This is a genomic window from Bacillus sp. UMB0893 (assembly GCF_002858905.1).
Taxonomy (GTDB): domain Bacteria; phylum Bacillota; class Bacilli; order Bacillales; family Bacillaceae; genus Bacillus_P.
The window spans coordinates 25,643-50,454 of record NZ_PKLB01000005.1; the positions used below are offsets into that span (position 1 = coordinate 25,643).

Sequence of the window (24,812 nt, forward strand, 5' to 3'; positions counted from 1 at the left end):
AGTTTAAAAAAAGCGAATACATCTGCTAAATTTACCATATCGAAAGACTACATCACTTCAAGCTGAACAACTGTTCCTTGTCCGGTAGGCTCTGCCGGCAAAACAATCAGCTTGCGCGGCAATCGTGCCCGAAGCTCATGAACATGGCTGATGACGCCAACAGCAAGGTTGTTGGATTGCAATTTTTCAAGCGCGGTAATAACCGTGTCCAGCAGCTCTGCATCAAGTGTGCCGAATCCCTCATCCAGAAAGAAAAACTGCAGAGGATATTCGCCTCTAAGCTGGATTTGTGACGATAGTGATAATGCCAGTGCCAGAGAAGTTAAAAACGTTTCTCCGCCTGATAGGCTGGTGACAGGACGTCTTACCCCTCCGTTTGCATCATCCCTCATGATAAAGCCGCCGCCGGAATCGACTTCTATTGCGTAACGCTGCCTTGTCAGCAGTCCTAATCGTTCAGAAGCATCCTCACTGACGATATGAAGCTGTTCTTCTGCTAAAAACTCAACAAATCCATTTCCTTTAAACACAGACTGCAGCTTTTCAAGCCTGCCGGTGAGGGCATCAAGCTCTTTACGCATTTCTTCAATTTCCGTATAGCGCTTATGCTTATCTTTTAGAAGCTGCAAGTTTTTTGCTGCTGCTCCTCTTTCTTCAGCAGCCTGATCAATCAGCACCTTGCCTTCTGATTTAAGCTGCTGAATTTCTTTCCATTTCAGAGGACTTACGTTCCGCTCTTTTAATTTTGCATCTATACGTTTTAAGTCCGCCAGCACTTGTTTCTTTTTATCCTGATAAGTGTTAATTTCTTCTTTCATTTTCTGTTTTTCAACGGTCGGTACTAGCGCATTTACTGCATCTTTGATTTCCGCAAATGGGGTCTCAAGCTTTACTTCTTCCCATTTTGCCTTGGCTTGCACACTGCGCAAGACTGCCTGATCAAATGCCTTTTCAGCTGCATGGCAGTCGCTTTCCGCCTTCTGAACATCCGCCATTGCTTCTTGCCAGCCTTTATACAGCATTTGCTCTTGCTGAATTAATTCTGTCAGCTTACGGTCTGTTTCCTTAAGTAAAAATGTGATTTCATTATTACCCGTTTCTTTTTTTAGCCTTGCCTGCTTCTCATTAGCAGCCTGCTCTTTATTATGCAGGGAAGCTGTCAGTTCAATTTGAGTGTTTCTAAATTGAACGGCTTCTTGCTCAAGCTGTTTGTGCTGCTGTTCTTTTTCTTCAATGAATTCAATGCTTTTTTGCACCCTCGCTTTTAAATCTTCAAGTGATGCATCCTGTTCTCTAATTTGCTTCTGTTTTTCTTCTGCCTGCTGAAACGTAAGATCGCCAAATTGAAGTTTCCACTTATCAAGAGCTGTGCGATATTCAGAGATGATTGAACCATGTTTTTCGACCAGTTCTTTATATTCTTCCTCATTGTTTTTCTGTGTATATAAATGCTGATTGATTTGCTCTTGCAAGGATCTAGCGCTGTTCTGCAGCTTTTGGAATCGTTCCTTTGTTTGCAGGAAATCCTGCTTCAGCGCCTTATACTCTGTTACAATTTCCGCATCGATTTGTTCATCAAAACTCTCAGAAATACTTTCCCCTGATAAAAATGAGTAAGAATCCACCATTTCTTTTGAAAGCTCTTCCCACTTTTCTTGTAAATGCTGAAGATTGGCGCTGATTGTCATACCTTCTGCTGTTTTCCGTTCTAGTTCCTCAATGATGGAAGCAGATGAACTTAATGTTTCCTCTTCCTTGGCAAGCGCTGGATGATGGATTGAACCGCATACCGGACAAGGATTATCTCCTGAAAGGTGTTTGGCAAGCTGTACCGCCATTTTCTGATCACGCTGTTTTTCTGCTTTGCTTTTTTCCTCTGAAAGTCTAAGTTTCAGTGAATCAGATTGTTGCTGTTGCTTTTTTAACAGATCGCAGCTTCTATTATAAAAACGCTGAACATCTGCGTAGCATTCCTTGATTTTTGTTTCATCAATTTCAAGCTTCTGCTTTGCTTCACTAAGCTGTTCTTTGACGTTTTGAAGAATGGCTTCTTTTTTCTCGGCCGCTTTTTTCCGTTCAAGAACAGCTGATTCCAAATTAGCAAGGACAAATATTTGTTCAGATGCCATTCGGGTATTCTCCCGTTCTTGAACAGACACGGTGTTTTGTTCAATGTTCTCTTTAAGCACCTTCTGTTTTTCGGCAGCCTTTTTCAGTAATTCACTTGCCCTCCCGCTCTCGTTCTGGCACTGCTGCAGCTCCTTAGAGATTACTTCTGCTTTTTCAGTAAGTTCTTTTATATCTGCAAGATCTTTTTTTAGTTCCTCTTCCAGTGTTTTCAGTTGTGAAAGCCGTTCTTTTTTTGCAATTAATTGAGGCTCTTCGGATGCTTTCATCTCCCTTATTTGCTCGTAAGACTTAAGGATCTCGTCATATCGCTGTTTATGATGCTGCCATTCTTTATGAAGATCATTTTTTTGAATGGTGCTATCCTTTTTTTCTTGCTCTGCTGTTTGAAGCGCCTCTGCATAAGGCTTTACATATTCCGCTTTTTCAGCCTTCATTAGACGATTCTGAAGCATAGTGATTTCAGTTTCCCTCTGATCGAGTATTACTTGGATGTTTTTATACTCCGACTTTTCAAGCTGCAGCTGCCACACTTCTTCGCATTCATCATACTCTTTTAGCGTTTGATCGTATTCTTTTTGTCTCTTTTGCAAAAGAAGATTGGCGCCTTGCAAATCCTGATCAGCAAGCCCGACTGCTTCAGCTGATGCATCCCCAAGTCCTGCCTGCTCAGCCGTCAGTTCATTCTGCTGTCCCTTTGCATGAGCAAGTCTTTTTCTGAGTTTTTTTACGAGCTCATCCCCATATTGTTCTAAATGGAACAAGCGCTGCAGCATTTGTCTTCTTTCAGCACCCTTTAAGGACAAAAACTCAGCAAATTTTCCTTGAGGCAGCACAACAGCCCGCGTGAAATCATCAATCGTTAAACCGAGAAGAGCGTAAACTTTTTCATTCACTTCTGCTGCCTTGTCAGCAAGAACAATCGTTTCTTCTGTATGTTCTATGATTCGGCATAAGGCTGTTTTGACCCGCTGCTCATCTGTGCGTTTAAACATTCTTTCAACAGAGTATCGTTTCATGCTGCTTGCATTTTCAAGCTCAAACGTAAAGGATACATGGACTGTATCCTCAGCGTGATTTAATATCCCTTGAGTGTTATTGGCTGCACGTTCCACTTTTCCATACAAAGCAAGGGTCATCGCATCGAGAATGGAGGACTTTCCGCTGCCTGTAGGACCAAAAATCCCGAACACACCGCCTTCACAAAGAGAGCTGAAATCAATGACTTGCTTTTCTCTAAAACTATGCAATCCTGAAATCGTTAGTGATATCGGCTTCATTCTCCGTCCTCCTCTCTTTCCGGCTCATCATGAATCATATCTAAAAAGAGTTTCATTGTTTCGCTGTCCGGCTGCGCCCCCCCGGTCTGCTGCTCATAAAACTTGGCGAAAAGCTCATCTATCGGCAGATTTGCTCTGCTTTCCCGGCTTTGTTCGTTCATCTTCTTTTCAAAGACAGGTCGTATATGCACAAATCCCGGATGAGAATTTCGCAGTCTATGAATCTCTTCAAGCGACAATGTATCTGTAAGATGAACCTCTAAATCAATCCAGGCATGCTGGTCTTTTCCATCATCAAGCCATTGATGCACCTGCTGCAAGCCTTCCTGTGCCCGCCATTTCACCAGGGGTCTTCCGCTTGACAGCAAGACCTCTGATACTTGTGCCTGTCCGCCTGGCTCTATATCCAAAATCGAGACCGATTTTGCATAGCCTGATTCTGAAAAGCTATAGGCAAGCGGAGACCCCGAGTACCTTGCAATCGTGTTCGCACGCTTTAATGTCTGCGGGCGGTGCAAATGCCCAAGTGCCACATACTGTGCTTTTTCCGGCAGGCTTGAGGCTGCAACTGTATATGCCCCTCCTACTTCAATCGGCCGTTCTGAATCAGTAGAGCTGCCTCCTGCGACGTATATATGACTCATAGCAAGATTAACCGTATCACTTCTGAACTGCCCTGCCATATGGGCGAATAAATCTCGTATTCTTTCATCATAGGAATTACGCAAAAGGATTTCATCATGACTTTCTGAGAGCACTTCTTTTAATCTTGCCTCTGAAGGATATGCAAGGGCCGCCATCATGATTGACTGCTCTGCCGATGGTACGTTCACACTTAAGACATGCGAGGTTGGATAGCCGATCAGATGGATGCCTTGTGTGTCAGCAAGGGGCGAAGCTGCCTGCAGCCGTTCAGGATTATCATGGTTTCCAGCTATCACGATCACAGGACGGCTGCCGCCATTCGATAGCTTCGCGATACTTTCGTAAAAAAGCTGTTCTGCAGCTGCCGGCGGATTAACCGTATCAAAGGCATCTCCCGCCATAATAACTGCATCAATTTTTTCATCAATCACGATTTGTGATAGTTCATCTAAGAATTGCGCTTGCTCACTAAGACGGCTCCTCCCTTCGAGCGAACGGCCTAAATGCCAGTCTGCAGTGTGTAAAATCCTCATAGAACTTTCCCCAGCCTTTCTTTATGAAAAGCCTGTTTTTCGAATACAGACTCTCTTCGTATTTATTTTGACATCGTGCTTATATGCACAAGCATCCATATTGAAGGATAATGCTTAGAAAAAGAAGAAGCATCAGCCTCTTCTTCTCCCTTATATTTCAAGTACATGTCCCCCATCAAAGAAGTAAAGTACTTTATTTGAAAGAGTTTTTTTCGTTATTTTTTCGATTGCCTTTCCATAAAGATCAAGCTGAACTCGATAACGTTCCGCCAAAATAGATCTGGCCTGATTAAATCCGCCCGCAAACTTGCCGTGAATGGCATCTGTTTTATAATCAAGCAAAACATAGCCATCCTCATCTTCAAATAAGCAGTCAATTACTCCTTGAATCAGTACCTGCTCACCTTTAGCCTCATCGTACAGTTCCTCTGCAGGGAGTGCATAGCTGAATGGAACCTCGCGCTGTATCCGATCCGCTTTTTGCATCCTTTTTCCTATGTCCGTTTGGAAAAATTGAACGATTGACTTGGTGTTAATGCTGTCTGCCTGCTCTTTCGTAAGGATTTCCTTTGTAATAAGCTCCTGTACTTTACGGCTGGTGCTTTCTTCAGTTACAGGTTCTCTTACGTTCAGCTGCTGCATCACTGCATGCATCGCAGTTCCTTTTTCCGCTGCAGTAAGCGACTTTTTCTGCATGAACTTTGGTCGGTCATACATGAAATTATCTTTCTGACTTCTGATGATTATTTCATCGCTATAATCATCTCTGAATTCCTGCTGCCGTTTCACTTCTGACACAGACTGCTTTGAACGGAAAACCGTAGCAAGCTCGTGATAGTACGTCCATGATAACTGAGATCTAATTTGATCCTGATAGTCTGATTGCGGCGCTACAGGCTCCAGATTTTTCAGCGCAGAAAGCATATCCTGATCGTACTTTTTTTCCTCTTTTTGAATGTCATACAGCTCTTCTTCACCAATTACGCTGACTTCCCATCTAGAGGGATGACTTAAAAGATGCGGGCTTGTTTCCTCACTGTTTTCCCGCAATCGCTCAGCATCCTGATGGCGAATTAAAGCAGGACCGATCCAGTCTAAATAAGATTTAGCCTGCGCCCGCTCAAAATCTGGCAAAAGCCATTTTTCATGTGTCATAGAATTTTGCCAATCGGACAGTGTTTTTCCAGCATCTTTCAATGAACCTACTAAAAAGAGTTTTTCCTTCGCTCTTGTTAAAGCAACATATAAAACCCTAAGCTCTTCTGAAAGCAGTTCAATCTTCATTTTTTTCTTCATTGCTGCAAGCGGCAAGGTTGGATAGCTGATGCGGAGAGACGGCTGAATCAGCTTTGTTGCAAAGCCGAGCTCTTTATCTAATAAATACTTTTTATTCATATCCATCATATTGAACTGTCTTGCAAGACCTGCAACAAATACAACCGGAAATTCAAGTCCTTTTGAGCTGTGAATCGTCATTAAACGGACAACGTCTTCCTGCTCTCCAAGTGCTCTTGCAGCTCCAAGGTCATCTCCGCGCTCCTGCATGCGCTCAATAAAGCGGAGAAAACGGAATAATCCGCGGAATGTGGTTGCTTCGTACTGACGAGACCGATCGTAAAGCGCCCGCAAATTAGCCTGACGCTGTTTTCCGCCTGGCATTCCGCCGACATAATTGAAAAATTTCGTATCACGGTACAGCTGCCAGATTAATTCAGAGACAGATCCCTTCCGCGCAAGCTCTCTCCAATTTTGGAGCTGATTATAAAATGATTGCAATCTCTTACTAAGCGTCTCGTCTTCCGCAGATGCTTCACTCATAAATAGTTTTAACGCTTCAAAATAAGTTCCTTTTTTCGAATACGTCCTGATGATGGCCATTTCGTTCGTATCAAGCCCGACAATTGGAGATCTAAGAACGGCTGCAAGCGGAACATCCTGATATGGATTATCGATGATTTTCAAAAGCGACATCATAATCGCTACCTCTGTAGCTTCAAAATATCCCCCTGACAGATTCGCATAAACAGGGATTCCTTCTTGTTTGAATTCCTCGATAATCTGCGGCGCCCAGGGCATTGAGCGGAGCAGGATGACAACATCACGATACATGATATTTCGAGTCCCGCCGATTTTCCGGTCATAGATTTGGAATTTATCCTGAATCATTGTGCGAATTTTTTTCGCCATCACTCTCGCTTCAAGCTGGACGGTTTGCATTTCTTCAGGATTAAATTGCGGTTCATCTGATTCGTCCTCTTCCTCATCTTTGCCTCGATTGACAATCAGAAGTTCAGTCCTCATTTTTTCAGAATCAGGGTAAGAGGCACCAAGCTTCAGCTCGGCATCATTGTCGTAGGCGACTTCCCCAACCTTTTCTCCCATCAGCTGTTTGAAAAGAAAGTTAGTGCCATCAATCACTTCTGAACGGCTTCTGAAATTTTTTGATAAATCGATGCGGAGTCCGGTATCTTGTCCATCTTTTGAAAAGGTTTTATATTTGCTTAAAAATAAGAACGGTTCAGCAAGCCGGAATCTGTAGATGGATTGCTTTACATCGCCAACCATGAACAAATTTCCCGGTTCGCTTTTGGTTACTAGTTTAAGAATGGTTTCTTGAACGAGGTTTGTATCTTGATACTCATCCACAAGAACCTCGGCAAACTGGTGCTGATAATCAAGAGCAGCTTCAGTTGCCTGTATATTTCCCTTTTCATCTTCTAAACCAAGAATCTGAAGGCAATAATGTTCCAAATCCGAGAAATCAACGATCCCTTTTTGTTTTTTCATTTCATCAAAACGTGCTCCAAACATCTTTACAAGAGAGACCAGGGTTTCGATTACGGGCTTTAATTCACGCAAATCCTGCAGGTGACTTTCATAGGATCTTGCAAACAGCTCTTCTTGAAGCTGTTCGATTTGTTTTTTTGCTGAATTACGCAGTGCTGTAGCCTGTTCAAGAAAGTCCTTGCTGTATTCAGAACCTTTGCATGCCTTGGCTCTGGAAAACGACGTCAAGGCCATTCTTTTCCCTAATTCCTTCCATGAATCTTGAGCATCCATTAATTCCTGAACTTGACGAATATCATCAACGAGATTTTCTGCCCGGGGTGCAGGTCCGCCTGGTTTTTCAGTTAATGCAAGCGCCCTCTGCAGCTTTTCCAGACTGCTTGATAGCTGCACCGAGATATCCGCAGTCAAATAAGGGAAAAACGGTAAATCCTCAAGTCGTTCTTCCTCACCGTACATCACAGACAGCTCATCAAGCCATTTCAAAGGATTAGGATGCGATCTTGAAAATTGATAGAGCGCACGAACGAGCGTCTGCAAATCTGTATCACTTCTATCCGTTGTATAGCGATCAACTAAATCAAAGAAGGCATCATTATCTGCAAGACTATATTGCTCTTCAAAAATATCATCGAGCACCTCGTCTATTAAAAGCTGGCCCTCTGTTTCATCTGCAATTCGAAAACCAGGATCCAAATCAATTAAGTAATAATATTTTCGGACAACGTTTAAGCAGAAGGAATGAAGAGTAGAGATTGCTGCACGATTTAACAGCGACAGCTGTCGTCTTAAATGCAGGGAAGACGGATTTTCCTTTAATGCCTTTTCAAGCGCCTCACCAATCCGGTTTCTCATTTCTGCTGCAGAAGCATTTGTAAACGTAGCGACTAATAATCGATCGACATCGACCGGATTTTCTTTTGATATGATTTTACGGATGATTCTCTCAACAAGCACCGCTGTCTTTCCTGATCCTGCAGCTGCTGCTATAAGAATATCCTGTCCGCTTGAGACGATCGCTTTCCATTGATCATCTGTCCATTGGCTGTCACTCGGTTTCTCGATCATTCTCTTCCCCCCCTGCTTCGTGTCGTAATCTTTGGAGAATGGCATCATTTTTGTCATCCTTCAGCATGCGATATTGATTTTCCGCTAACGATTGATCAAATTGACACACTGATTTAAAAGAACAAAATGTACAAGGAACTTTATCTTTCATTTTATACGGGGCGATATCAACGACCCCATTTGTAATATCTGTCCCAATGCTTTGAAACACATTGCGCACATGTCCGCGGAGCAAGTCAAATTCGCTTTCGCTTGCAATGGCCGAGTCAGATCTGAAGCCGCCATCCTTTTTAAGGCCGGCTGAGACAATTTTTGAAAGTCCGCTGTCCAATGTCTGATCCATTAACCTTACAGCTTCCTCATCTCCGAGCAAGAGACCTTTCATTTTGAACTTCTTGAAAATTTCCTCTTCGATTTTATCCTGCGGCAGCTGAGAGGCAGTCTGAATCATTGGATCATGTACATGGAAATAAAGGACGCCTGCTGGAGTAGCTTCCACTCCAAGCCAGCTTTTTGAATGTGTAATAATGACATCTAAATAAGTCAGCATTTGCAGTGCAAGTCCGTAATACACTTCTGAAAGATTAAGAGCTTTATTGCTTGATTTAAAATCAACAATCCGTAGCAGAACCCCTTTAGAGCTCTCCGCTTTATCCACTCTGTCAATTCTTCCGATCAGCTCCATCGTACAGCCATTTTCCAGCTGAAAACGGATTGGAGGCAATGGCCCGCCTTTTCCGAAGGCAAGCTCAAGTCCTGCTGGTGCAAACCCGCTCGCTTTCGCATGCTCGCTTAATATTGACGAAGCTCTTGTAATAATGCTGATAAGCTTTCGTTTTAAATAGTGGTGACGATTTGAGCTAAGCAGTATTTCACGCTGAAGCCTTGGTGCCAGTGTTTCAACCGCATCATGGGAAAGACGCGCGCACTGGTCTTGCGACAAGTCCTTCCAATCAAGCTTTAATTGCTGAAGCCTGTCGGAAATCAGCTTTAAGGCGGAATGGAACATTTGACCGATATCAGGCGCTTCTAAACGGAAATATTGACGTTCCTTTAGTTTAAGACCATGTGTTGCATAATGTGAAAAGGCACATGCTTTAAACATTTCCATGCGTGAAACACTGCCTTGAATGTGCTCGCCGTATAACTCTCTGCTGATCCCGGTTTGCAGCGGCTCAGCTTCATTTCGGTAAAAGAGACTGCCTACAACCTTTGAAAGTGTTTCTTTCTGATCGGTCTCTGTGAAATACGTATATGTATCCCACCAGATTGGGCTGATTGGATAGCTTCTTTTCCATGCCTGCAGCTGTGAGGTTAAATACGAAAGAGTGACATCTTCATTTACGATAAAGGATAGCTGTTCATCTTCCGGCAGTTCTTCGGGTTCATTTATAAAGGTTTCTGTCTTGATTGCCGGAAAGATATCTTTTAATCTTTTTATAAGTATAGAAGGAAGCAGGGACTTCCCCTCTTCATCTGCAAGCGGATAAGAGAGATACACTTCATGTGAAGCTGCTGACAATGCTAAATAAATGATAAAGCTTTCGTCTAAAAGCTGCTCCCGTGCAGTTGGTGCCAGCTCAATCCCCTGATAATGCAGGGACATCCGGTCTTCCTCTGTCAGCACGCCTTTTTCCATAGGTCTTGCCGGAAGAATCCCATCATTCGCCCCTACAACAAACGAGATTTTGACGTTTAAAAGCCGTGATCGTTCTAAACTGGCGATAACGACTTGATCAATCGCTGGCGGAACCAAGGCAAACTTCATAGCTTCCAGGCCTGTTTCAATCATTTCAGAAAATAATTTACGTGAAATCGAATGGTCATTTATCATCTCAGCAAACTCATCAAGCATTCCGGTCACAGCGCTCCATACTTGAGCATGCTCTCTTGCTTCGATAAGTCTTCCTGCTTGTTCAGCGTCTAAACGCAGCTGTTCAAGCTTCAAAGGAATATCCAGCTCCTCGAGAAACAAGTATAATGCTTCTGCCATACTGACACCGCTGTCTGCGCGTTTCATCCGCTTAGCTAAAGCCTTCAGAGGACCTGCTGCAAGATCCCGCAGCTGATTCACCATTTCTTCCTTTTCATTCTCTTCATCTGTTCTGACATACTCATCATCCAATGAGTAATATCTCCGGTAAACCCAGCGCTCGTCCTTCGTCCATTTGCTGCCTTGAATCCCATATGAAAGAACATAATTCTCAAACTGGTCCATCTTCTCCCGCATCTCTTGTTTGTTTGCATCCATTGGAAAAAGAAGCTCTGTTTTAATGCAGCGGAAAACAGATTCATAGCGCCAATTTCCGTTCAAGACTTCTAATGCCGAGCGAATCAGTTCAATGACAGGGTGATTCAGCATGGAACGCTTCTGATCAATGAAAAAGGGAATCTTATAATCTCTGAATACCTGCTCAATCAAGTCCTGATAATCTCCGATATTTCGAATTAAAACCGCAAGATCCTTGTATCGATACCCTCCATCCATCACGAACCCGCGAATTTTCCGGGCAACCCCTTCAATCTCTGACCGGCGATTGGACGCTTGTGCAATCACAGCATTCGTTTCGCCCTCATATGGCTTTACAGGACGTGACTCAAGGTATCTTTCCAAATGAGCAAGAGATGGCCGTTCAATAAATCTCGGCATCTCGTTTATAACGTGAACGTCATCCACTTCCATCTTTGATTCTTCCGCAAGCTTTGAGAGCTTGTGATAGGTCATTCCGGTCATTCTGAATAAATGCAGCTCGTGAGGCAAATGCTCATGGAACGGCTTGTCTGCTGTCAGTGCAATGGTTACACTTTTCGCATGATTCATAAATGCTGCGATCACTTCATACTCTTGCGGTGTAAAACTGTGAAATCCATCGATATAAATATCAGCTTTTTGTATATATGACGATTCGGGGATTTTTTTCGCCATAAGCTGTAGATAATCCTCGGAATCAACATAAGTCCCGCTTAGCTCTAGCTCAAGCTGCTTGTACAGCAGCACAACATCATGCAGCTTATCTGCAAGCGCCTTTTCCTGACGGGTTGCGTTTACTGTCATCTTCTCAAGCTTATCTTCCATTTCCTGCGGTGTCAGACAATATCTCTTTAGCTCTGTAATCATCGCCTCAATGTGTTCAATAAATCCGCTTTTACTGCTCGCTTTTGCAAAAATTTCAAACTCCTGCTTATGCTGTTCAACAAGTTTGCGCAGCATCATCTGAATGCCTGTGCCAGAAATATGATAACGGCTGATTCCGCCGGTCTCCTGCAATATTCTCCAGGCCAAACGGCTGAAGCTGAACGTTTGAGCCCGCATCATCCCGCTCAAATCAGGTGTTTTGATCAGCTCATATTCGATCCCAAACGTCATTTGATCAGGCACCAAATAAACGATCGGATCTCCCTCAGGCTGATGAAACAGCTCTGTGCGAATTTCATTTAACAGCCGATGTGTTTTCCCGCTTCCGGATCTCCCTAAAACAAATCTTACTCCCACACTTCAAGGCCCCTTTCTATATATGACAAAGAAAAAGACATATGAAACAATATGCCTTTTTATTAATTGATTTTTCTGCTATCTCTCTTTTATTCTCTATGTTTATTTTACTTGAAAACACATGGGAATACCATTCCCGCACCCCTTCCAAGTTTTGCAGAATCAGCGAACGAACAGCACACTGGGCAGCTGCATACTTTAAAGAAAGGGGGCAGGAATATGACTAAAATCCATCTGCTTTCATTCTTTTTTTTCTTATCGGCTGTCATGGTCGCAAGCAACATCTATATTCTTATCCCAATCTATCACGAGACAGCAGCCGGCATCGGGATTTCATTTGATGAAGCTGTCCTTGGCAGCAGTTTTTTTACGTTCTTCTATGCCGCTGGACTATTATGCTTTGGACCATTAACCGAAAGAGCAGGCAGGAAGAAGATTCTTATAGGAGGATTCTGCTGCTCCATTCTTGTCACAGTTTTGCTCTCATTTGCTTCGCCCATAACATTTCTTCCGCTTCGCTCTCTTCAAGGATTCTTTTTAGGATGCTTTGCACCTGTCGCGTATGCCTATTGCTTTGAAACCTTCAATGAAAAAACCAGAACGTGGCTTATTTCTCTCATCAATACAGGCTTTCTTATGTCAGGTATTCTCGGCCAGCTGATCAGTTCTGTGATCATCTCAGCTTTCGACTGGAAAGCTGTGTTTTATTTTTTTGCATGCATGTACGGGATTCTTACGGTTGGAATGGGATTTTTGATTGAGGAAAAACAAAGGAAGAAAAAGAGGAATCCACTCTTCTATTCTGTCCAGTCAATTGTTCAAAATAAAAACTTGCTCATTTGTTACTTGCTAACATTCATTATGCTTATGTCATTTACTGCTTACTATGATGGTTTTCACAGAGAGTTCGGAGGAGCTGCTTCTGACGAGGCACTGTTCTGGAGCAAAGCTTGCGGATTAGCAGGGACACTATTTTCATTCATCAGCGTGAAGTGGATTTTGAAATATGGCAAAAAAACCACCGTCAGGTACGCCATGCTCGGAATTATCACTTCTTTTCTTGTCTCATTTTTGAGCCATAATCTGTACTTTGCAACAGGTCTTTCTTTGCTTTTCACTGCATCGCTTTCCATTTGCATCCCAGCGGTCATTTCATTAATCGGAGAATACGCTGGCCGTGAAAGAGCAACTGCCATTTCTCTCTATTCATTCTTGCTTTTAGCTGGGGCAAGCGCAGGGCCTATAATCGCCAACATTTTATCATTTCATGAAATCCTGCTGCTGTTCTCAGCCTTTTACAGCATGGCCGTACTATTTACCGTCAGGAAATAGCTTCACTCTTTCACTTTTCCAATTACATCATCTTTGTGGATTAGACCAAAATGGCGGCTGTCATGGCTTATCCGGCGATTGTCGCCAATGACAAAGAGGAAATCTTTCGGAATTGTCTCCTTCCCAGTCGTTTCCTTCAATGTGAAATCACCTGTTAATCTTCCAAAAGGAACAGCCTTTTTCAAGGTTTTTAAATACGGCTCATCAATAGCCTTACCGTTAATAAAAAGCTGATCATTTTTATAGTAGAGCTCGTCTCCGGGCAAACCGATGACTCTTTTAATATAAGCGTCCTTACCCCCTGGCCCATTAAATACAACAATATCAAAACGCTTTATGTCAAAAAGAAAATGATTGACCTTATTAATTGAAAGCTCATGTCCTTCTTCAAGCGTAGGCTGCATCGAACCGCCTTCTACCCTGTAATCAACAAATATCAGATTTTTAATGGAAATAATGAGCAAGAACGTGAACACAGTTGTAAAAAACCAGTATCTTTTTCTCATCCTGACTCCTCCATCTGTCTAATGATCCCTTTTCTTTTCAAGCATTTTAACATTTAATCGCTTCTCCAATTGCTTGCCTATCAACCATAGTAAAAAGATGACGACCACTGCAATGACAGTTCTCTCAGGCTGGGTTATCATCGCGCGCAAATCATAGCCGATAAAACTGATTAAAAAAATCATCACAAGCTTTCCGGACAGTACAGCCAAACAGAACTGCCAAATGCTGACTTTTGATAAACCTGCAACTACATTTACAGCAGCAGATGGCGTAAATGGAAAACAGAGCAATAAGAACAGCGGTCCAAATCCGTGCCTCTCAATCCAGCCCATCATTCTTTGCACAGTAGCATTTCGGCTGAAAACCCTGAAGAACCTCTCTTGCCCGTACTTTCGAATGAGCAGGAAAAGAATAATTGCGCCAAGACTGCTTCCAATCCATGAATAGATAAATCCGAACCATAAACCATATGAATTGGCGTTTGCTACAACAAAAACAACTAATGGCAAAAATGGCAGAAACGCTTCAAGCAGTGGCAGTCCTATGCCGAGCAGCGGACCAAACGAGCGGTAATCTTTAAAAAATTCCATCATTCTTTCAATTGTAAAATAATCCAGAAATGCCTCGAGTTCCATACGGTAAGCTCCTTAATATCTTTATCTATGCTATTATTTTACACGTTTGTGCTATAACTTTAAACATCGGGACATTTTGCAGGAGCATACATAAAGCAGGCTTGCAATTCATATACTGATAAAGTAAAATAAAAATCGAACATACGTTCTTTTCATTATGTTAAAGCGAGGTTTTTTTGATGACGAGAATTCCATCAGATCTTCGAGATGCAATTGAAATGTCCATTTACCTGCCGATGACCATTTCTATTTTCAACCGTGATTTATCAATCATTGAACAAAGTCCATTCAAGCTGAAGCAGCCTTACCTTCACATTGTGGAAGAATCATTAAAGCTTGCCCAGAAGGATCTGACTGTTGTTCGCCGCGAACTGAAAAAAAACAGCATCAAAGTCAGTCAGGTACAAAGAGATGAGGCATTCACCATGTATTCTTTTATCTTTAAAGGCTATGAGGAACAGCATAATTATTTCAATCCGAGGATACGCAATAAAGTTTGCGAGCTGATGGAAGAATATTTATTTAAGGTGATGAAAAATTAAGGTTTGCCCAGTTCCCGGATAATTTGCTCGTAGATGAGGTTTGTCTGCTTTTCCTTTGGAAACAGCAGCAAATTCATTTTTCGATGCTCTTCTTCAATCCTCGCAGAAATAATTGTCCGAAGCTGAGCAGTCCGATACAGCTGGTTTTCAAAAGAGGTTGCAGAAACGGGAATCGTTTCACATTTACCGCTTGTGAACATTACCTCCGTATTATCAAAATCAGCAGCTGAATATTGCTGAATATAAGCATGTGAAATCCATGCACACTGCTGCCGCGTGGAAGATGCCGTAGGAAAGAAAAACATATAATTACCCGGATCAACAACAATTGGCGGCTTATGCGTAATCCCCATCAAATCCCGCGTCCCTGCTTTTCTGCCTTCATAGCTTGATCCAAAATAAGAACAGCTGCGGTTCACAACTTCCTGAGGGCTTAGCTTCACAATCACTTCTTTCTCAGCTTCAATGACCCTGGAAAACAGCTTCCCATTCTTTACTAGAGGCAAGATCGCCATCGTAAAGCGATTAGCCACATAATGATCTAAAAAATCTCCATAATCAGTTCCCAAACAATTCACCTCTTTAGTTTAATAGGAATATAGAACCATATTAAATCTAGCATATTTATCCTTATTTTTCTACAATTTTACAATATTTTAACAACTTGAAAATAATAAAGTGAAACTTCAATAAGCGGGGTTTTACTGTCCGTTAGTCTATTGGCAATCAGCCGCTGGAATCAATCAACGCAGCCAGATATAACTATTGAAAGTGGAGCGATAGTAAAGATAGGCGCAGCCATCAACTCTGTTTCATTTTTTTGTTAATACTGATAAATTTGCTTTTTACACTGATAAAACTCATTAATTCATTGATAAATTATATAGTGGCAAAACGGAAACTTGGAATGAACATCAAATAACCGGTTTTATCCTATCACGCCGCATTCTTACCATAAGTCCGAGAATATTCGGGCATTTGTTGCCTTAATAGATCAACATATTACCTCTTGCAGGCGTGATTAAAAGGGTGCAGAATTTGCAGAAATTAATTTTCTAAAAATTTAAATAATTTAGTTGATTTAAAGGCCTTTTATCCATATAATTAAAAAAAGGCATCAGGGGTGATCTTTCGTGAAAAACAGGAAAACGTATACCGAGATCATGAAGTCCCGCAACACATTCAAGATGGAAAAGAAGCAGGAAACCGTACTTGATATTTACATTCAAATGGTGTTGGATGAAGCTGTGTTAACCCGGAAACTGTCCCTCCTTCAGGAAAAGATCGATGAGTCCTTGGACCGAAACGACAAACCGTTATTTTTAAAGTTAGCCAAAGAATATGCTGAATTGCGTTTAATCATTTAAAAGCAAGCCCTCCTTAAAAAGGGCTTGCTTTTATGTTTTAAGTGCCTATTAAAAAGCCACCGTTTTATGCGGTGGCTTTTTACAATTAATGATTAGCAGTAAATTGTTCTGCTTCTGTTGATCCTTTTAAAGCGGTTGTAGAAGAAGTTCCGCCTGTGATAATTTGTGAAACTTCATCAAAGTAGCCAGTGCCGACTTCACGCTGATGTCTTGTTGCTGTGTAGCCATATTGTTCGCTTGCGAATTCAGCCTGCTGAAGCTCTGAGTATGCAGCCATGCCATGGTCACGATATTTTCTGGCTAGCTCGAACATGCCGTAGTTTAGTGCATGGAAGCCTGCAAGTGTAACGAATTGGAATTTGTAGCCCATTTTTGCAATTTCTCTTTGGAACTGGGCAATCGTGCTTTCATCTAATTTTTTCTTCCAGTTGAAAGATGGCGAACAGTTGTAAGCAAGCAGCTTGCCAGGGAATTTAGCATGAATAGCTTCAGCGAATTTCTTTGCTTGCTCTAAGTTTGGTTCGGATGTTTCACACCATACTAAGTCTGCATAAGGAGCATAGGCTAAACCTCGTGCGATTGCCTGATCAATGCCTGCTGCAGTGCGGAAGAATCCTTCCGGTGTACGCTCACCTGTGATAAATGCCTGATCTGACGGATCTACATCACTTGTAATTAAATCAGCTGCATCTGCATCTGTTCTAGCAATGATTAATGTTGGCACTCCCATTACGTCAGCTGCAAGACGAGCAGAGATTAAGTTTTTAACAGCTGTTTGGGTTGGAAGCAATACCTTTCCTCCAAGGTGTCCGCATTTTTTTTCAGAAGATAATTGATCTTCGAAATGGACTGCTGCTGCTCCAGCTTCGATCATGCCTTTCATAAGTTCAAATACATTCAGCTGTCCGCCGAAGCCAGCTTCTGCATCTGCGATAATCGGGGCGAACCAGTCGATGTTTCCTTCTCCTTCAAGATGCTGAATTTGATCGGCACGCTGAAGCGCCTGGTTGATGCGTTTCACTACTGCAGGAACGCTGTTTGCCGGATACAGACTTTGATCCGGGTACATATGTCCGGAAAGATTCGCATCTGCTGCTACTTGCCATCCGCTTAAATAAATCGCTTTCAATCCTGCCTTTACTTGCTGAACAGCTTGGTTTCCTGTAAGTGCACCCAGTGCATGTATAAAATCTTCTGTCTGCAGCAGGTTCCAGAATTTCTCCGATCCTCTGCGTGCAAGAGTATGTTCAATATCAATTGATCCGCGTAAACGAATAACTTCCTCAGCTGAATACGGACGTTCAACTCCATTCCATCTTGGATCCATTGCCCAGCTTTCTTCTAATTTTTGCACTCTTTCGTTACTCATTTCCTTATCCCTCCAGTGGTTTGTATTATTTGTTATAATACAGATTGAATTTTATAGTATTAATATATAACAGATTAATTGAAAATGGAATCTTTTTCTTTTAAATTTTTTGAATATTTTTAGATTAGGAGGTTAGATGCCTGATAGATGAGGGTTTTTGGTTGGTCTAATTTAAAAAAGTTTACTTTGGACTTGGATTTATTTTGAAAAAAGAAAGTATTTTGAGTAAAACAGAAGTAATTGTATGGTTTTTGCAAGTAAGCGAGGCAATCTGGAAAGCAACAGATTCATTTTGGAAAGTAAATCACTTTTTGCAGGAAACCTCTGTGCTGAAACATATAAAACAGCGCTGCTCCATAAGGAAGCAGCGCTGTTTCTTAGTTTTCTATCGAAAATTGGCCTCTCTCTATGCCATCTTATTATCTGGAACCTGTGCTTTTTAATCGGAAATGAGCTTCTGCCTATCTGAATGGCAAAAACCCTGTTTAAGTTAATAAAACAAACAATTGCATTCATACTAGAAACGGAAAAATGTCTCTTTTCCAGCTGCCTTTAGCCGTTTAATTGCGCTTAGTTTTCAGGCTCCCCGCTGCCCCATTCCTCAAGATATGTGATTCTCTCGAGCATGGTCGGATGGCTGTATCTGAAAATTTTCACCAGGCCTGGCGGATTCACCTGGCTTAAGCCTGCTTTCGCCAGTTCTTGAAACGTATGGACAGCAGCTTCCTGGTTTTCTGTCATTTCGATCGCATAGATATCAGCATCTTTTTCCTGATGGCGCGATATGATATTTGAAAAGGGATCTGAAGCAAAGGTCAGCATTCCAAGGAGCATCAGGAACAATGGCAATGATGCAAGCTGCTGTTTTTCGCTGATATTCAAAATGTGGCCAAAACGTCTGATTGAAAAATTCATTAATCGATTGATTAAATATAAACCGAGCAGTGTCAGGACGAGATAGCCTGCAATTCCGACATAGATATGCTTCATAACGTAATGTCCCATTTCATGTGCCATAATAAACAGGATTTCTTCTTCGCTAAGCTTGTTTAAGGTTGTATCCCAGAGAACGATTCTGGAGTTTTCACCAATACCTGTTACATATGCATTTAAAGCATTTGTTTTTTCAGACATATTCACTTCAAATACATGCTCGGCAGGAATGTTTGCTTTCTCGGCTATCGCGAGAATTTTCGTCTCGAGCTCCTTGTTTTTAAGCGGTGTGAAATCATTATACAGAGGATCTATTAAAACAGGCTGAATAAACATTAAGAACAGGCTGAACGGAATGGACAGCACCCAGGCATAAAGCCACCACTTTTTTGAAAACTTGCGGATGAGCCAATAGATAACAGCTACAATTAAGATCATGAATGCATAATTGACCCAGAAATCGATCAATTGGTCTTTCATCCAGCTCCCAAAGGTTTGCGTTGTAATATGATAAGAAAGCGAAATTCTATAACGCAGCCATTCAATCGGAAAAGAAAACAGGGTGACAATAAAAGAAAGCCAGAACACATAAACAGCTGTCTGAATGATAAAATAACGGGAAATGCCTTCAGACCAATGCTGAATTTTTTTTGAAAAGCCAATCACAAGAATGATGAAAAATAAAAACCATTCAAACGGAGCGGTAATAAAAAAGAAAAAATCCCGAAGCTGCGAATATTCTCCCGTAAGCCTAAGCTCCCGGCTGTTCATAAACGTATTGGGATCTGCTGAGCCTCCCTTAAACTGGGCAGGCAGAGTAGAATCGGCACCCATATAGATGTACCAATAAACGAACAGGCCATATAAAAAGTAAATCAGGACTGATACAGTAAGCCATTTGCGCATGATGATGCCCCCTCGAACAAGCTCTTTGTATTAGTTTAGTTCTAAACAAAGAGAGATAGAACATGAAATTCAAGTTAAAATAAGAGACCGTAACCGAGCAGCGTAAGGATGGAACCCATCACAACAACAATGACATTCAACCCTAAATAAGCGACGGCAAATGCGGCGATTGCACCGATGATTCCGAACCAAATATCCTCTTGAATGAAAAAAACGCCAGGAACGATCAAAGCCCCAAGTGTCGCATATGGAACATTTCTTAATACATTTTGAACAAAAACAGGCAATTCAATTCCGCTTAGAGCAACAAGCGGAATCATTCTCGGCAAATAAGTGACGGCAGCCATGCCGATGATCATCATCATCGTATTACTGAACATTCCGCTTTTCCTCCTTTGCATACACAAGCTCAATTAAAACAGCTGACAACAAGGTTGCCAAAACGATTGACCAGCCTGTCGAAAGCAGTCCCGTTAAGTAAAATAAGGAATTAAAAATAGCAGCAGCACCTGCTAAGAATACAACTTTTCGCTGTTTTTTCATGGAAGGAACTAAAAGACCGATAAACATCGCATATAAAGCAACAGACATGCTTTCCTGCAGCGTTTCAGGCAAATTGGCTCCTATAAGATGCCCTACTCCTGAAAACACAACCCAGCTTGAATAGGAAATAAAAATAAGGCCAAACATATATCCAGCAGAAACATGCCCTTCTTTTACAGAAGCAACCGAAAATGTTTCGTCTGTAATCCCAAATGAATACAGTGCTTTTTTCCACAGGCTGTCTTCTTCAACCTTTTCATTCAAAGAAGCTGACATTAGAAAATGCCTTATATTTACAATAAAGGTGGTAAACACAATTTCAAAAGCTCCCGTGCCTGCTGCGATGAGACTGAGCGATATGTATTGGGCTGCACCTGCAAAAACGAAAATACTCATTAATACCGTTTCTGAAAGAGTAAGACCGGTATCATTTGCAAGCAGACCAAATGTAAGAGCAACAGGCATATACCCAATAGCAATGCTAAGGCCAGCTGCCATTCCTCCTGAAAAATGTGACTGCTTATTCAAAAATGCTGTCGTTGCCATCCTCTTGGCCCCTTTCTCATTACGGATAATAAATCAGCAAAAAACAAGTTGCTGCCTGATCAGCTTTGTTTTCATACACATGCTCGCGATTGGCAACAAATTTGATGGAATCTCCTTTCTTTAATTCATAATGCTCTGCACCGATAGATACAGCCATCTCTCCTTCATTCACAAATAAATACTCTTCTACCCCGCTGAGATGCTGTTCGGAAACATGCCTGCATCCAGGCAGCAGCTCAAGCAAAAAAATTTCAAATCTTTTTTGCTGATCATAAGGAAAGTAAGAAAAGACATTATATAATTCGTTAAGATCTGATACAGCCGTCTTATCTGTCCTGCGTACAATCGAAACACTCGTTTGCTCTTCTTCTACTAGGGAAGAAAAAGATACCCCTAGTCCATTTGCAATTTTCCATAGCGTATTGACTGTTGGACTTGATTGGCCTTTTTCAATTTGCGCAAGCATTCCCTTGCTGACTCCGGTAACAGCTGACAGCTGATCAAGGCTGTATTGCCGCATTTTACGAACGTTCTTTAAATTCATCCCGATTTGTTCCTGTAATGATTTCATAGGTCCTCCCTTTTATTTGTTTTATATAGTATACATTTGTATTATATTTTGAACAATATGAAAATTTTAATATTTCTAAGACTAAAGCCCAAGAGATACTCATTCAATATCATGATTTTTTCGTTTTTAAAGAAGAGTACAATTATGAAAGGGGTGCTTTAAATGAACATGAATTCTCATGGATTAGTTGTTGGGGGCACAGGCATGCTTGCGGATGTATCTGTCTGGCTTGGACAGCATGCCGACATGGTATCTGTTATAGGAAGACAGGAAAATCGGCATCATAAACTTAATGCTAGGATGAAAAATGTTAACAGTCTGATATTCGATTATAAAGATGGCAATGAGTTAAGAAATCAAATGATGAAAGCAATTGAACAATACGGCCCCATTACTCTTGTTGTCAGCTGGATTCATTCCTATGCATCTGATGCATTAACAATTATTGATGAAGAAGTGTCAAAGGCAGCTCCTCACTGGCGGCTGTTCCATATTCAAGGAAGCAGCAATTCTAGAGAATTATATTTTCCAATAGGAGCAAACTGCTTATACCGGTCTATCATTTTGGGGTATTTGATAGAAGGAGGCCAAGCAAGGTGGCTTACACATAAAGAAATTTGTGAAGGAGTCATTGAAAGCATCAAGCAAGATTCCGAAAAAGCAGTGGTTGGCATTGTAGAGCCATGGGATAAAAGACCATAGAAAAAGCGGCCCGTTTAGGCCGCTTTTCATCATTTCCCTTTAAAAACAGGTTTTCGTTTTTCGCCGAAGGCTGTTAAAGCTTCTACGCGATCCTCAGTCGGAATCGTGACTTCATATGCCTTCCGCTCAATATGCAGGCCGGTTTGAAGGTCTGCGTTCATACCTTGTTTTATGGCAAATTTCGCCTGCTGAAGGGCGATTGGACCATTTTGCAGCATTTCTTCTGCCAGTCCTGCTGCAGCTTCCATCACATCATGGACTACGTTCGAAACAAGTCCATACTCAAGTGCTTGCTGAGATGTGACTTTACGCGCAGTTAAAATAAGCTCCATTGCTTTTGCCTCGCCTATGATACGGGGAAGACGCTGTGTTCCGCCAGCACCTGGAATAATCCCAAGTCCGGTTTCCGTCAATCCCACTGACGTTCCTTCAGCAATCAGCCGAAAATCACAAGACAAAGCAAGCTCCATGCCTCCTCCGAATGCATATCCATTTATCGCTGCAATCGTCGGCTGCGGGAGGGTGTCTATCTTTGTGAACACCTCTCCGATTTTATAAAGATTACGCTTTACTTGTTCATCTGTAAGTGTCTTTCTCTCTTTTAAGTCGGCCCCTGCGCAAAATGCTTTTTCTCCTGCACCTGTAAAAATAACCGCTCGCACTTCCCTGTTCGTACGAATGTCTTCAACTGCTGCTTCAAGTTCAAGCAGTGTTTCATAGTTAAAGCAGTTAAACACTTCCGGGCGATTTATCGTGACAACCGCCAGATTCTTTTCCACTGTGTATAAAATGCTGTTCAAAACAAAATTCCTCCTGACTATTTTTGAAGGACTTGATCTTTTAAGGCTCTGCGCAAAATTTTCCCTGTTGTATTTTTAGGGAGCTCTTCCAAAAACTCAATCGTACTTGGAACCTTGTACTTAGCTAAATGTTCGCGGCAGTATTCTTTTAATCCTTCTTCTGTCAGTGATTGATCTTTCAAAACAACAAAACATTTCACAGCTTCTCCCTGGTTTGGATCCGGAACCCCTACAACTGCAACTTCAACAACACCAGGATGATTGTAAAGCACTTCCTCGACTTCGCGCGGATAAACATTGTAGCCGCCGACAATGACCATGTCTTTTTTGCGGTCAACAATCGTAAAGTAGCCTTCCTCATCCATCGTCGCTAAATCTCCTGTATAAAGCCAGCCGTCCCGAATCGTGTGGGCCGTTTCCTCTGGCATTTTATAATACCCTTTCATCACATTTGGCCCTTTTACAATCAGCTCGCCAACTTGTCCGCACGGAACCTCTTCTCCAAGTTCATTAACAACTTTATTTTCAACGTTAAGAATGTTAGTGCCGATTGATCCAGCTTTACGCGGACGATCAAGCGGATTGAAGCTTGTAACAGGAGAAGCTTCAGATAACCCGTATCCCTCTGAAACAACAACCTGGAACTTCTGCTCAAACCCTTTTAATAAAGCAACTGGCATTGAAGCTCCGCCTGAAATGCAAAGTCTGAGAGATTCCAGGTCCTCTACATTCCCCCCCTCATGCTGAAGGAGGAAATTGTACATCGTCGGCACTCCGGCAAATAAAGTAGCTTCATAAGTTTTGACCAGCTTAAAAATTTCCGCAGGACTAAAGCGCGGCACGATTAAAAGCGTTGCCCCGCTGATTAATGGAGCATTTAATGAAACTGTTAAACAGAAAACATGGAACATCGGTAAAGTAGCAACCACTTTATCCGTATTATTCATTTTCAAATAAGAACCTACATCACTCGCATTGCTGAAAAGGTTTTTGTGAGTGAGCATTGCGCCCTTAGGTTTTCCGGTAGTACCGGAAGTATATAAAATAACGGCAACATCTTCCTCGTCCAATTCAACCGGCACTGGCTCGGAAACAGAAGATGAAATTAAATTTGTAAACGATTTCAATTTTGTGCTGATTGAAAGTGCTGAAGCATCCAATTTAGATTCAGGCGTCTCGCATGAAATAATATGCTCCACTCCAGGCAAAGCAGGATTCATTTTTTCAATTAACGGCAGCAGCAAATCAAATGTCACGATTGTTTTTACATCACCATTGTTCAAAATATACCCGATTTCATCCGGTGTGTATATTGGATTGACAGGAATGACAGTAGCGCCAGCCCGCATCGCTCCATATAGTGCTATAACAAAATAAGGTGAATTTCCAAGCACTAATGCAAGGTGATCTCCTTTTTTCACTCCAAGCTGCTGAAGACCATCTGCAAACTTGTTGATTAAAACATCCAGTTCCCCATAGGATGTTTCTTTCCCCTCAAAGATAAATGCCGGCTTGTCTCTATACGTTTTTGCGGATAAAGACAGCTGTGAAGATAAATTCATTCTCCCACCCCTTGTAGAAAATGAATGAATAGCCATTCATTTTCAAAAAATTTAAAACTATAAGTCTATTATATTTTATGGATGAAAATTTCTCAACAAACGGCTCTATTTAGTTTTTCGAAAAATTAAAAAACCGAATATAAGGATCCGGTCTATTGTTTCAATTTAGTCCAAAACTTCTCGAAGGATCTTTATATGATATTAGTTCTGATATCGTTTTTAATAGCGTTTATCATTTCGGATTATTAGAAATTCGTGATGTTTAAAATATTAAATACTTACTGCTGCGTTCTGATCATTCACATCAGGATCTACACTATTGGTTTTGCTAATACCATTACTAACTAAAATAAGATTTCCTGAATTACCTCCGCCGGAACCAGAAATCGTTTTAGACACATTTTTAGGGGAGATATTAAAAGAATCTCCAAAATTCATAACCCCGCCAGATACATGATTGATATTAATAGTACCTAAAATTGAAGGCATAGTCTCATTCCTCTTCCGCTAATTATATAGCTATCTTATTCAGGTCTAAAGTTTTTGTCTATTAAAAACACCCAA

At 41.6% G+C, this 24,812-nt stretch carries 20 protein-coding genes; 5 read left to right on the top strand and 15 right to left on the bottom strand.

The features are described from left to right. Positions 1 to 47: 47 nt before the first annotated feature. The 4 genes from CYJ36_RS11985 to addB all read right to left on the bottom strand — a co-directional run bounded on the left by CYJ36_RS11985 (position 48) and on the right by addB (position 11,933). On the bottom strand, positions 48 to 3,407 hold the full coding sequence (locus CYJ36_RS11985) for an SbcC/MukB-like Walker B domain-containing protein (protein ID WP_101567518.1): 3,360 nt from the start codon (positions 3,405 to 3,407) through the stop codon (positions 48 to 50). Beyond that, the gene (locus CYJ36_RS11990) at positions 3,404 to 4,585 is read right to left on the bottom strand and encodes an exonuclease SbcCD subunit D (RefSeq protein ID WP_101567519.1); all 1,182 of its coding nucleotides are present in this window, start codon (positions 4,583 to 4,585) and stop codon (positions 3,404 to 3,406) included. The genes CYJ36_RS11985 and CYJ36_RS11990 overlap by 4 nt, the downstream gene beginning before the upstream one ends. Before the next feature lie 150 nt (positions 4,586 to 4,735). Next, positions 4,736 to 8,440 (bottom strand): helicase-exonuclease AddAB subunit AddA, encoded by a 3,705-nt coding sequence (addA, locus tag CYJ36_RS11995; RefSeq protein ID WP_101567520.1) that lies wholly within the window; start codon positions 8,438 to 8,440, stop codon positions 4,736 to 4,738. Next, on the bottom strand, positions 8,421 to 11,933 hold the full coding sequence (gene addB / locus CYJ36_RS12000) for a helicase-exonuclease AddAB subunit AddB (protein WP_101567521.1): 3,513 nt from the start codon (positions 11,931 to 11,933) through the stop codon (positions 8,421 to 8,423). The genes addA and addB overlap by 20 nt, the downstream gene beginning before the upstream one ends. A 41-nt stretch (positions 11,934 to 11,974) precedes the next feature. Between addB and CYJ36_RS24070 the strand changes: the two genes are divergently transcribed. Together CYJ36_RS24070 and CYJ36_RS12010 are read left to right on the top strand one after the other, a co-directional pair. Next, positions 11,975 to 12,160 (top strand): hypothetical protein, encoded by a 186-nt coding sequence (locus CYJ36_RS24070; protein ID WP_101567522.1) that lies wholly within the window; start codon positions 11,975 to 11,977, stop codon positions 12,158 to 12,160. Continuing rightward, positions 12,153 to 13,265: an MFS transporter gene (locus CYJ36_RS12010; RefSeq protein WP_101567523.1), complete on the top strand. Its 1,113-nt coding sequence runs from the start codon at positions 12,153 to 12,155 to the stop codon at positions 13,263 to 13,265. Before CYJ36_RS24070 ends, CYJ36_RS12010 begins: the two co-directional genes overlap by 8 nt. A 2-nt stretch (positions 13,266 to 13,267) precedes the next feature. Here the strand turns inward: CYJ36_RS12010 and lepB are convergent, their stop codons facing one another. After that, positions 13,268 to 13,771: a signal peptidase I gene (gene lepB, locus CYJ36_RS12015; RefSeq protein ID WP_101567524.1), complete on the bottom strand. Its 504-nt coding sequence runs from the start codon at positions 13,769 to 13,771 to the stop codon at positions 13,268 to 13,270. Positions 13,772 to 13,789: 18 nt separating this feature from the next. Then, positions 13,790 to 14,407: a TVP38/TMEM64 family protein gene (locus tag CYJ36_RS12020; protein WP_101567525.1), complete on the bottom strand. Its 618-nt coding sequence runs from the start codon at positions 14,405 to 14,407 to the stop codon at positions 13,790 to 13,792. 179 nt (positions 14,408 to 14,586) lie between these two features. Between CYJ36_RS12020 and CYJ36_RS12025 the strand changes: the two genes are divergently transcribed. Further along, positions 14,587 to 14,949: a hypothetical protein gene (locus CYJ36_RS12025; protein WP_101567526.1), complete on the top strand. Its 363-nt coding sequence runs from the start codon at positions 14,587 to 14,589 to the stop codon at positions 14,947 to 14,949. Here CYJ36_RS12025 and CYJ36_RS12030 read toward each other — a convergent pair. Then, a complete protein-coding gene (locus CYJ36_RS12030; protein WP_257962464.1) occupies positions 14,946 to 15,518 on the bottom strand; it encodes a competence protein ComK in 573 nt (190 codons plus the stop codon). The two genes, CYJ36_RS12025 and CYJ36_RS12030, sit on opposite strands and share 4 nt — an antisense overlap. Before the next feature lie 564 nt (positions 15,519 to 16,082). Here CYJ36_RS12030 and CYJ36_RS12035 point away from each other — a divergent pair. Further along, complete coding sequence (locus tag CYJ36_RS12035; protein WP_101567527.1) at positions 16,083 to 16,316, top strand: IDEAL domain-containing protein; 234 nt, start codon at positions 16,083 to 16,085, stop codon at positions 16,314 to 16,316. A gap of 85 nt (positions 16,317 to 16,401) precedes the next feature. Here the strand turns inward: CYJ36_RS12035 and aceA are convergent, their stop codons facing one another. From aceA to CYJ36_RS12065, 5 genes are all read right to left on the bottom strand, one after another. Beyond that, the gene (gene aceA / locus CYJ36_RS12040) at positions 16,402 to 17,685 is read right to left on the bottom strand and encodes an isocitrate lyase (RefSeq protein WP_101567528.1); all 1,284 of its coding nucleotides are present in this window, start codon (positions 17,683 to 17,685) and stop codon (positions 16,402 to 16,404) included. A gap of 570 nt (positions 17,686 to 18,255) precedes the next feature. Further along, the gene (locus CYJ36_RS12050) at positions 18,256 to 19,524 is read right to left on the bottom strand and encodes a M48 family metallopeptidase (protein WP_101567530.1); all 1,269 of its coding nucleotides are present in this window, start codon (positions 19,522 to 19,524) and stop codon (positions 18,256 to 18,258) included. Positions 19,525 to 19,598: 74 nt separating this feature from the next. After that, positions 19,599 to 19,904, bottom strand: a complete 306-nt coding sequence (locus tag CYJ36_RS12055; RefSeq protein WP_101567531.1) for an AzlD domain-containing protein — start codon at positions 19,902 to 19,904, stop codon at positions 19,599 to 19,601. Then, complete coding sequence (locus CYJ36_RS12060; protein WP_101567532.1) at positions 19,894 to 20,613, bottom strand: AzlC family ABC transporter permease; 720 nt, start codon at positions 20,611 to 20,613, stop codon at positions 19,894 to 19,896. The genes CYJ36_RS12055 and CYJ36_RS12060 overlap by 11 nt, the downstream gene beginning before the upstream one ends. Before the next feature lie 19 nt (positions 20,614 to 20,632). Then, entirely contained in the window at positions 20,633 to 21,184 is a 552-nt protein-coding gene (locus CYJ36_RS12065; RefSeq protein ID WP_101567533.1) for a helix-turn-helix domain-containing protein, read from the bottom strand. 162 nt (positions 21,185 to 21,346) lie between these two features. On the opposite strand from CYJ36_RS12065, the gene CYJ36_RS12070 reads away from it, so the two are divergent. Continuing rightward, a complete protein-coding gene (locus CYJ36_RS12070) occupies positions 21,347 to 21,886 on the top strand; it encodes a short-chain dehydrogenase (protein WP_101567534.1) in 540 nt (179 codons plus the stop codon). Positions 21,887 to 21,915: 29 nt separating this feature from the next. Here CYJ36_RS12070 and CYJ36_RS12075 read toward each other — a convergent pair whose 3' ends face one another. The 3 genes from CYJ36_RS12075 to CYJ36_RS12085 all read right to left on the bottom strand — a co-directional run bounded on the left by CYJ36_RS12075 (position 21,916) and on the right by CYJ36_RS12085 (position 24,737). Next, on the bottom strand, positions 21,916 to 22,686 hold the full coding sequence (locus tag CYJ36_RS12075; protein WP_101567535.1) for an enoyl-CoA hydratase-related protein: 771 nt from the start codon (positions 22,684 to 22,686) through the stop codon (positions 21,916 to 21,918). A gap of 17 nt (positions 22,687 to 22,703) precedes the next feature. Then, complete coding sequence (locus CYJ36_RS12080; protein ID WP_101567536.1) at positions 22,704 to 24,248, bottom strand: fatty acid--CoA ligase family protein; 1,545 nt, start codon at positions 24,246 to 24,248, stop codon at positions 22,704 to 22,706. Between the two features lie 270 nt (positions 24,249 to 24,518). Beyond that, positions 24,519 to 24,737: a spore germination protein gene (locus tag CYJ36_RS12085; protein ID WP_101567537.1), complete on the bottom strand. Its 219-nt coding sequence runs from the start codon at positions 24,735 to 24,737 to the stop codon at positions 24,519 to 24,521. Between the last annotated feature and the right edge of the window lie 75 nt (positions 24,738 to 24,812).

Coding starts and splice junctions, on each gene's coding strand:
- CYJ36_RS11985 (WP_101567518.1), bottom strand. CDS start 3,407: ATGAAGCCGATATCACTAACGATTTCAGGATTGCATAGTTTTAGAGAA.
- CYJ36_RS11990 (WP_101567519.1), bottom strand. CDS start 4,585: ATGAGGATTTTACACACTGCAGACTGGCATTTAGGCCGTTCGCTCGAA.
- addA (WP_101567520.1), bottom strand. CDS start 8,440: ATGATCGAGAAACCGAGTGACAGCCAATGGACAGATGATCAATGGAAA.
- CYJ36_RS24070 (WP_101567522.1), top strand. CDS start 11,975: ATGAAACAATATGCCTTTTTATTAATTGATTTTTCTGCTATCTCTCTT.
- CYJ36_RS12010 (WP_101567523.1), top strand. CDS start 12,153: ATGACTAAAATCCATCTGCTTTCATTCTTTTTTTTCTTATCGGCTGTC.
- lepB (WP_101567524.1), bottom strand. CDS start 13,771: ATGAGAAAAAGATACTGGTTTTTTACAACTGTGTTCACGTTCTTGCTC.
- CYJ36_RS12020 (WP_101567525.1), bottom strand. CDS start 14,407: ATGGAACTCGAGGCATTTCTGGATTATTTTACAATTGAAAGAATGATG.
- CYJ36_RS12025 (WP_101567526.1), top strand. CDS start 14,587: ATGACGAGAATTCCATCAGATCTTCGAGATGCAATTGAAATGTCCATT.
- aceA (WP_101567528.1), bottom strand. CDS start 17,685: ATGAGTAACGAAAGAGTGCAAAAATTAGAAGAAAGCTGGGCAATGGAT.
- CYJ36_RS12050 (WP_101567530.1), bottom strand. CDS start 19,524: ATGCGCAAATGGCTTACTGTATCAGTCCTGATTTACTTTTTATATGGC.
- CYJ36_RS12055 (WP_101567531.1), bottom strand. CDS start 19,904: ATGTTCAGTAATACGATGATGATGATCATCGGCATGGCTGCCGTCACT.
- CYJ36_RS12060 (WP_101567532.1), bottom strand. CDS start 20,613: ATGGCAACGACAGCATTTTTGAATAAGCAGTCACATTTTTCAGGAGGA.
- CYJ36_RS12065 (WP_101567533.1), bottom strand. CDS start 21,184: ATGAAATCATTACAGGAACAAATCGGGATGAATTTAAAGAACGTTCGT.
- CYJ36_RS12070 (WP_101567534.1), top strand. CDS start 21,347: ATGAACATGAATTCTCATGGATTAGTTGTTGGGGGCACAGGCATGCTT.
- CYJ36_RS12080 (WP_101567536.1), bottom strand. CDS start 24,248: ATGAATTTATCTTCACAGCTGTCTTTATCCGCAAAAACGTATAGAGAC.
- CYJ36_RS12085 (WP_101567537.1), bottom strand. CDS start 24,737: ATGCCTTCAATTTTAGGTACTATTAATATCAATCATGTATCTGGCGGG.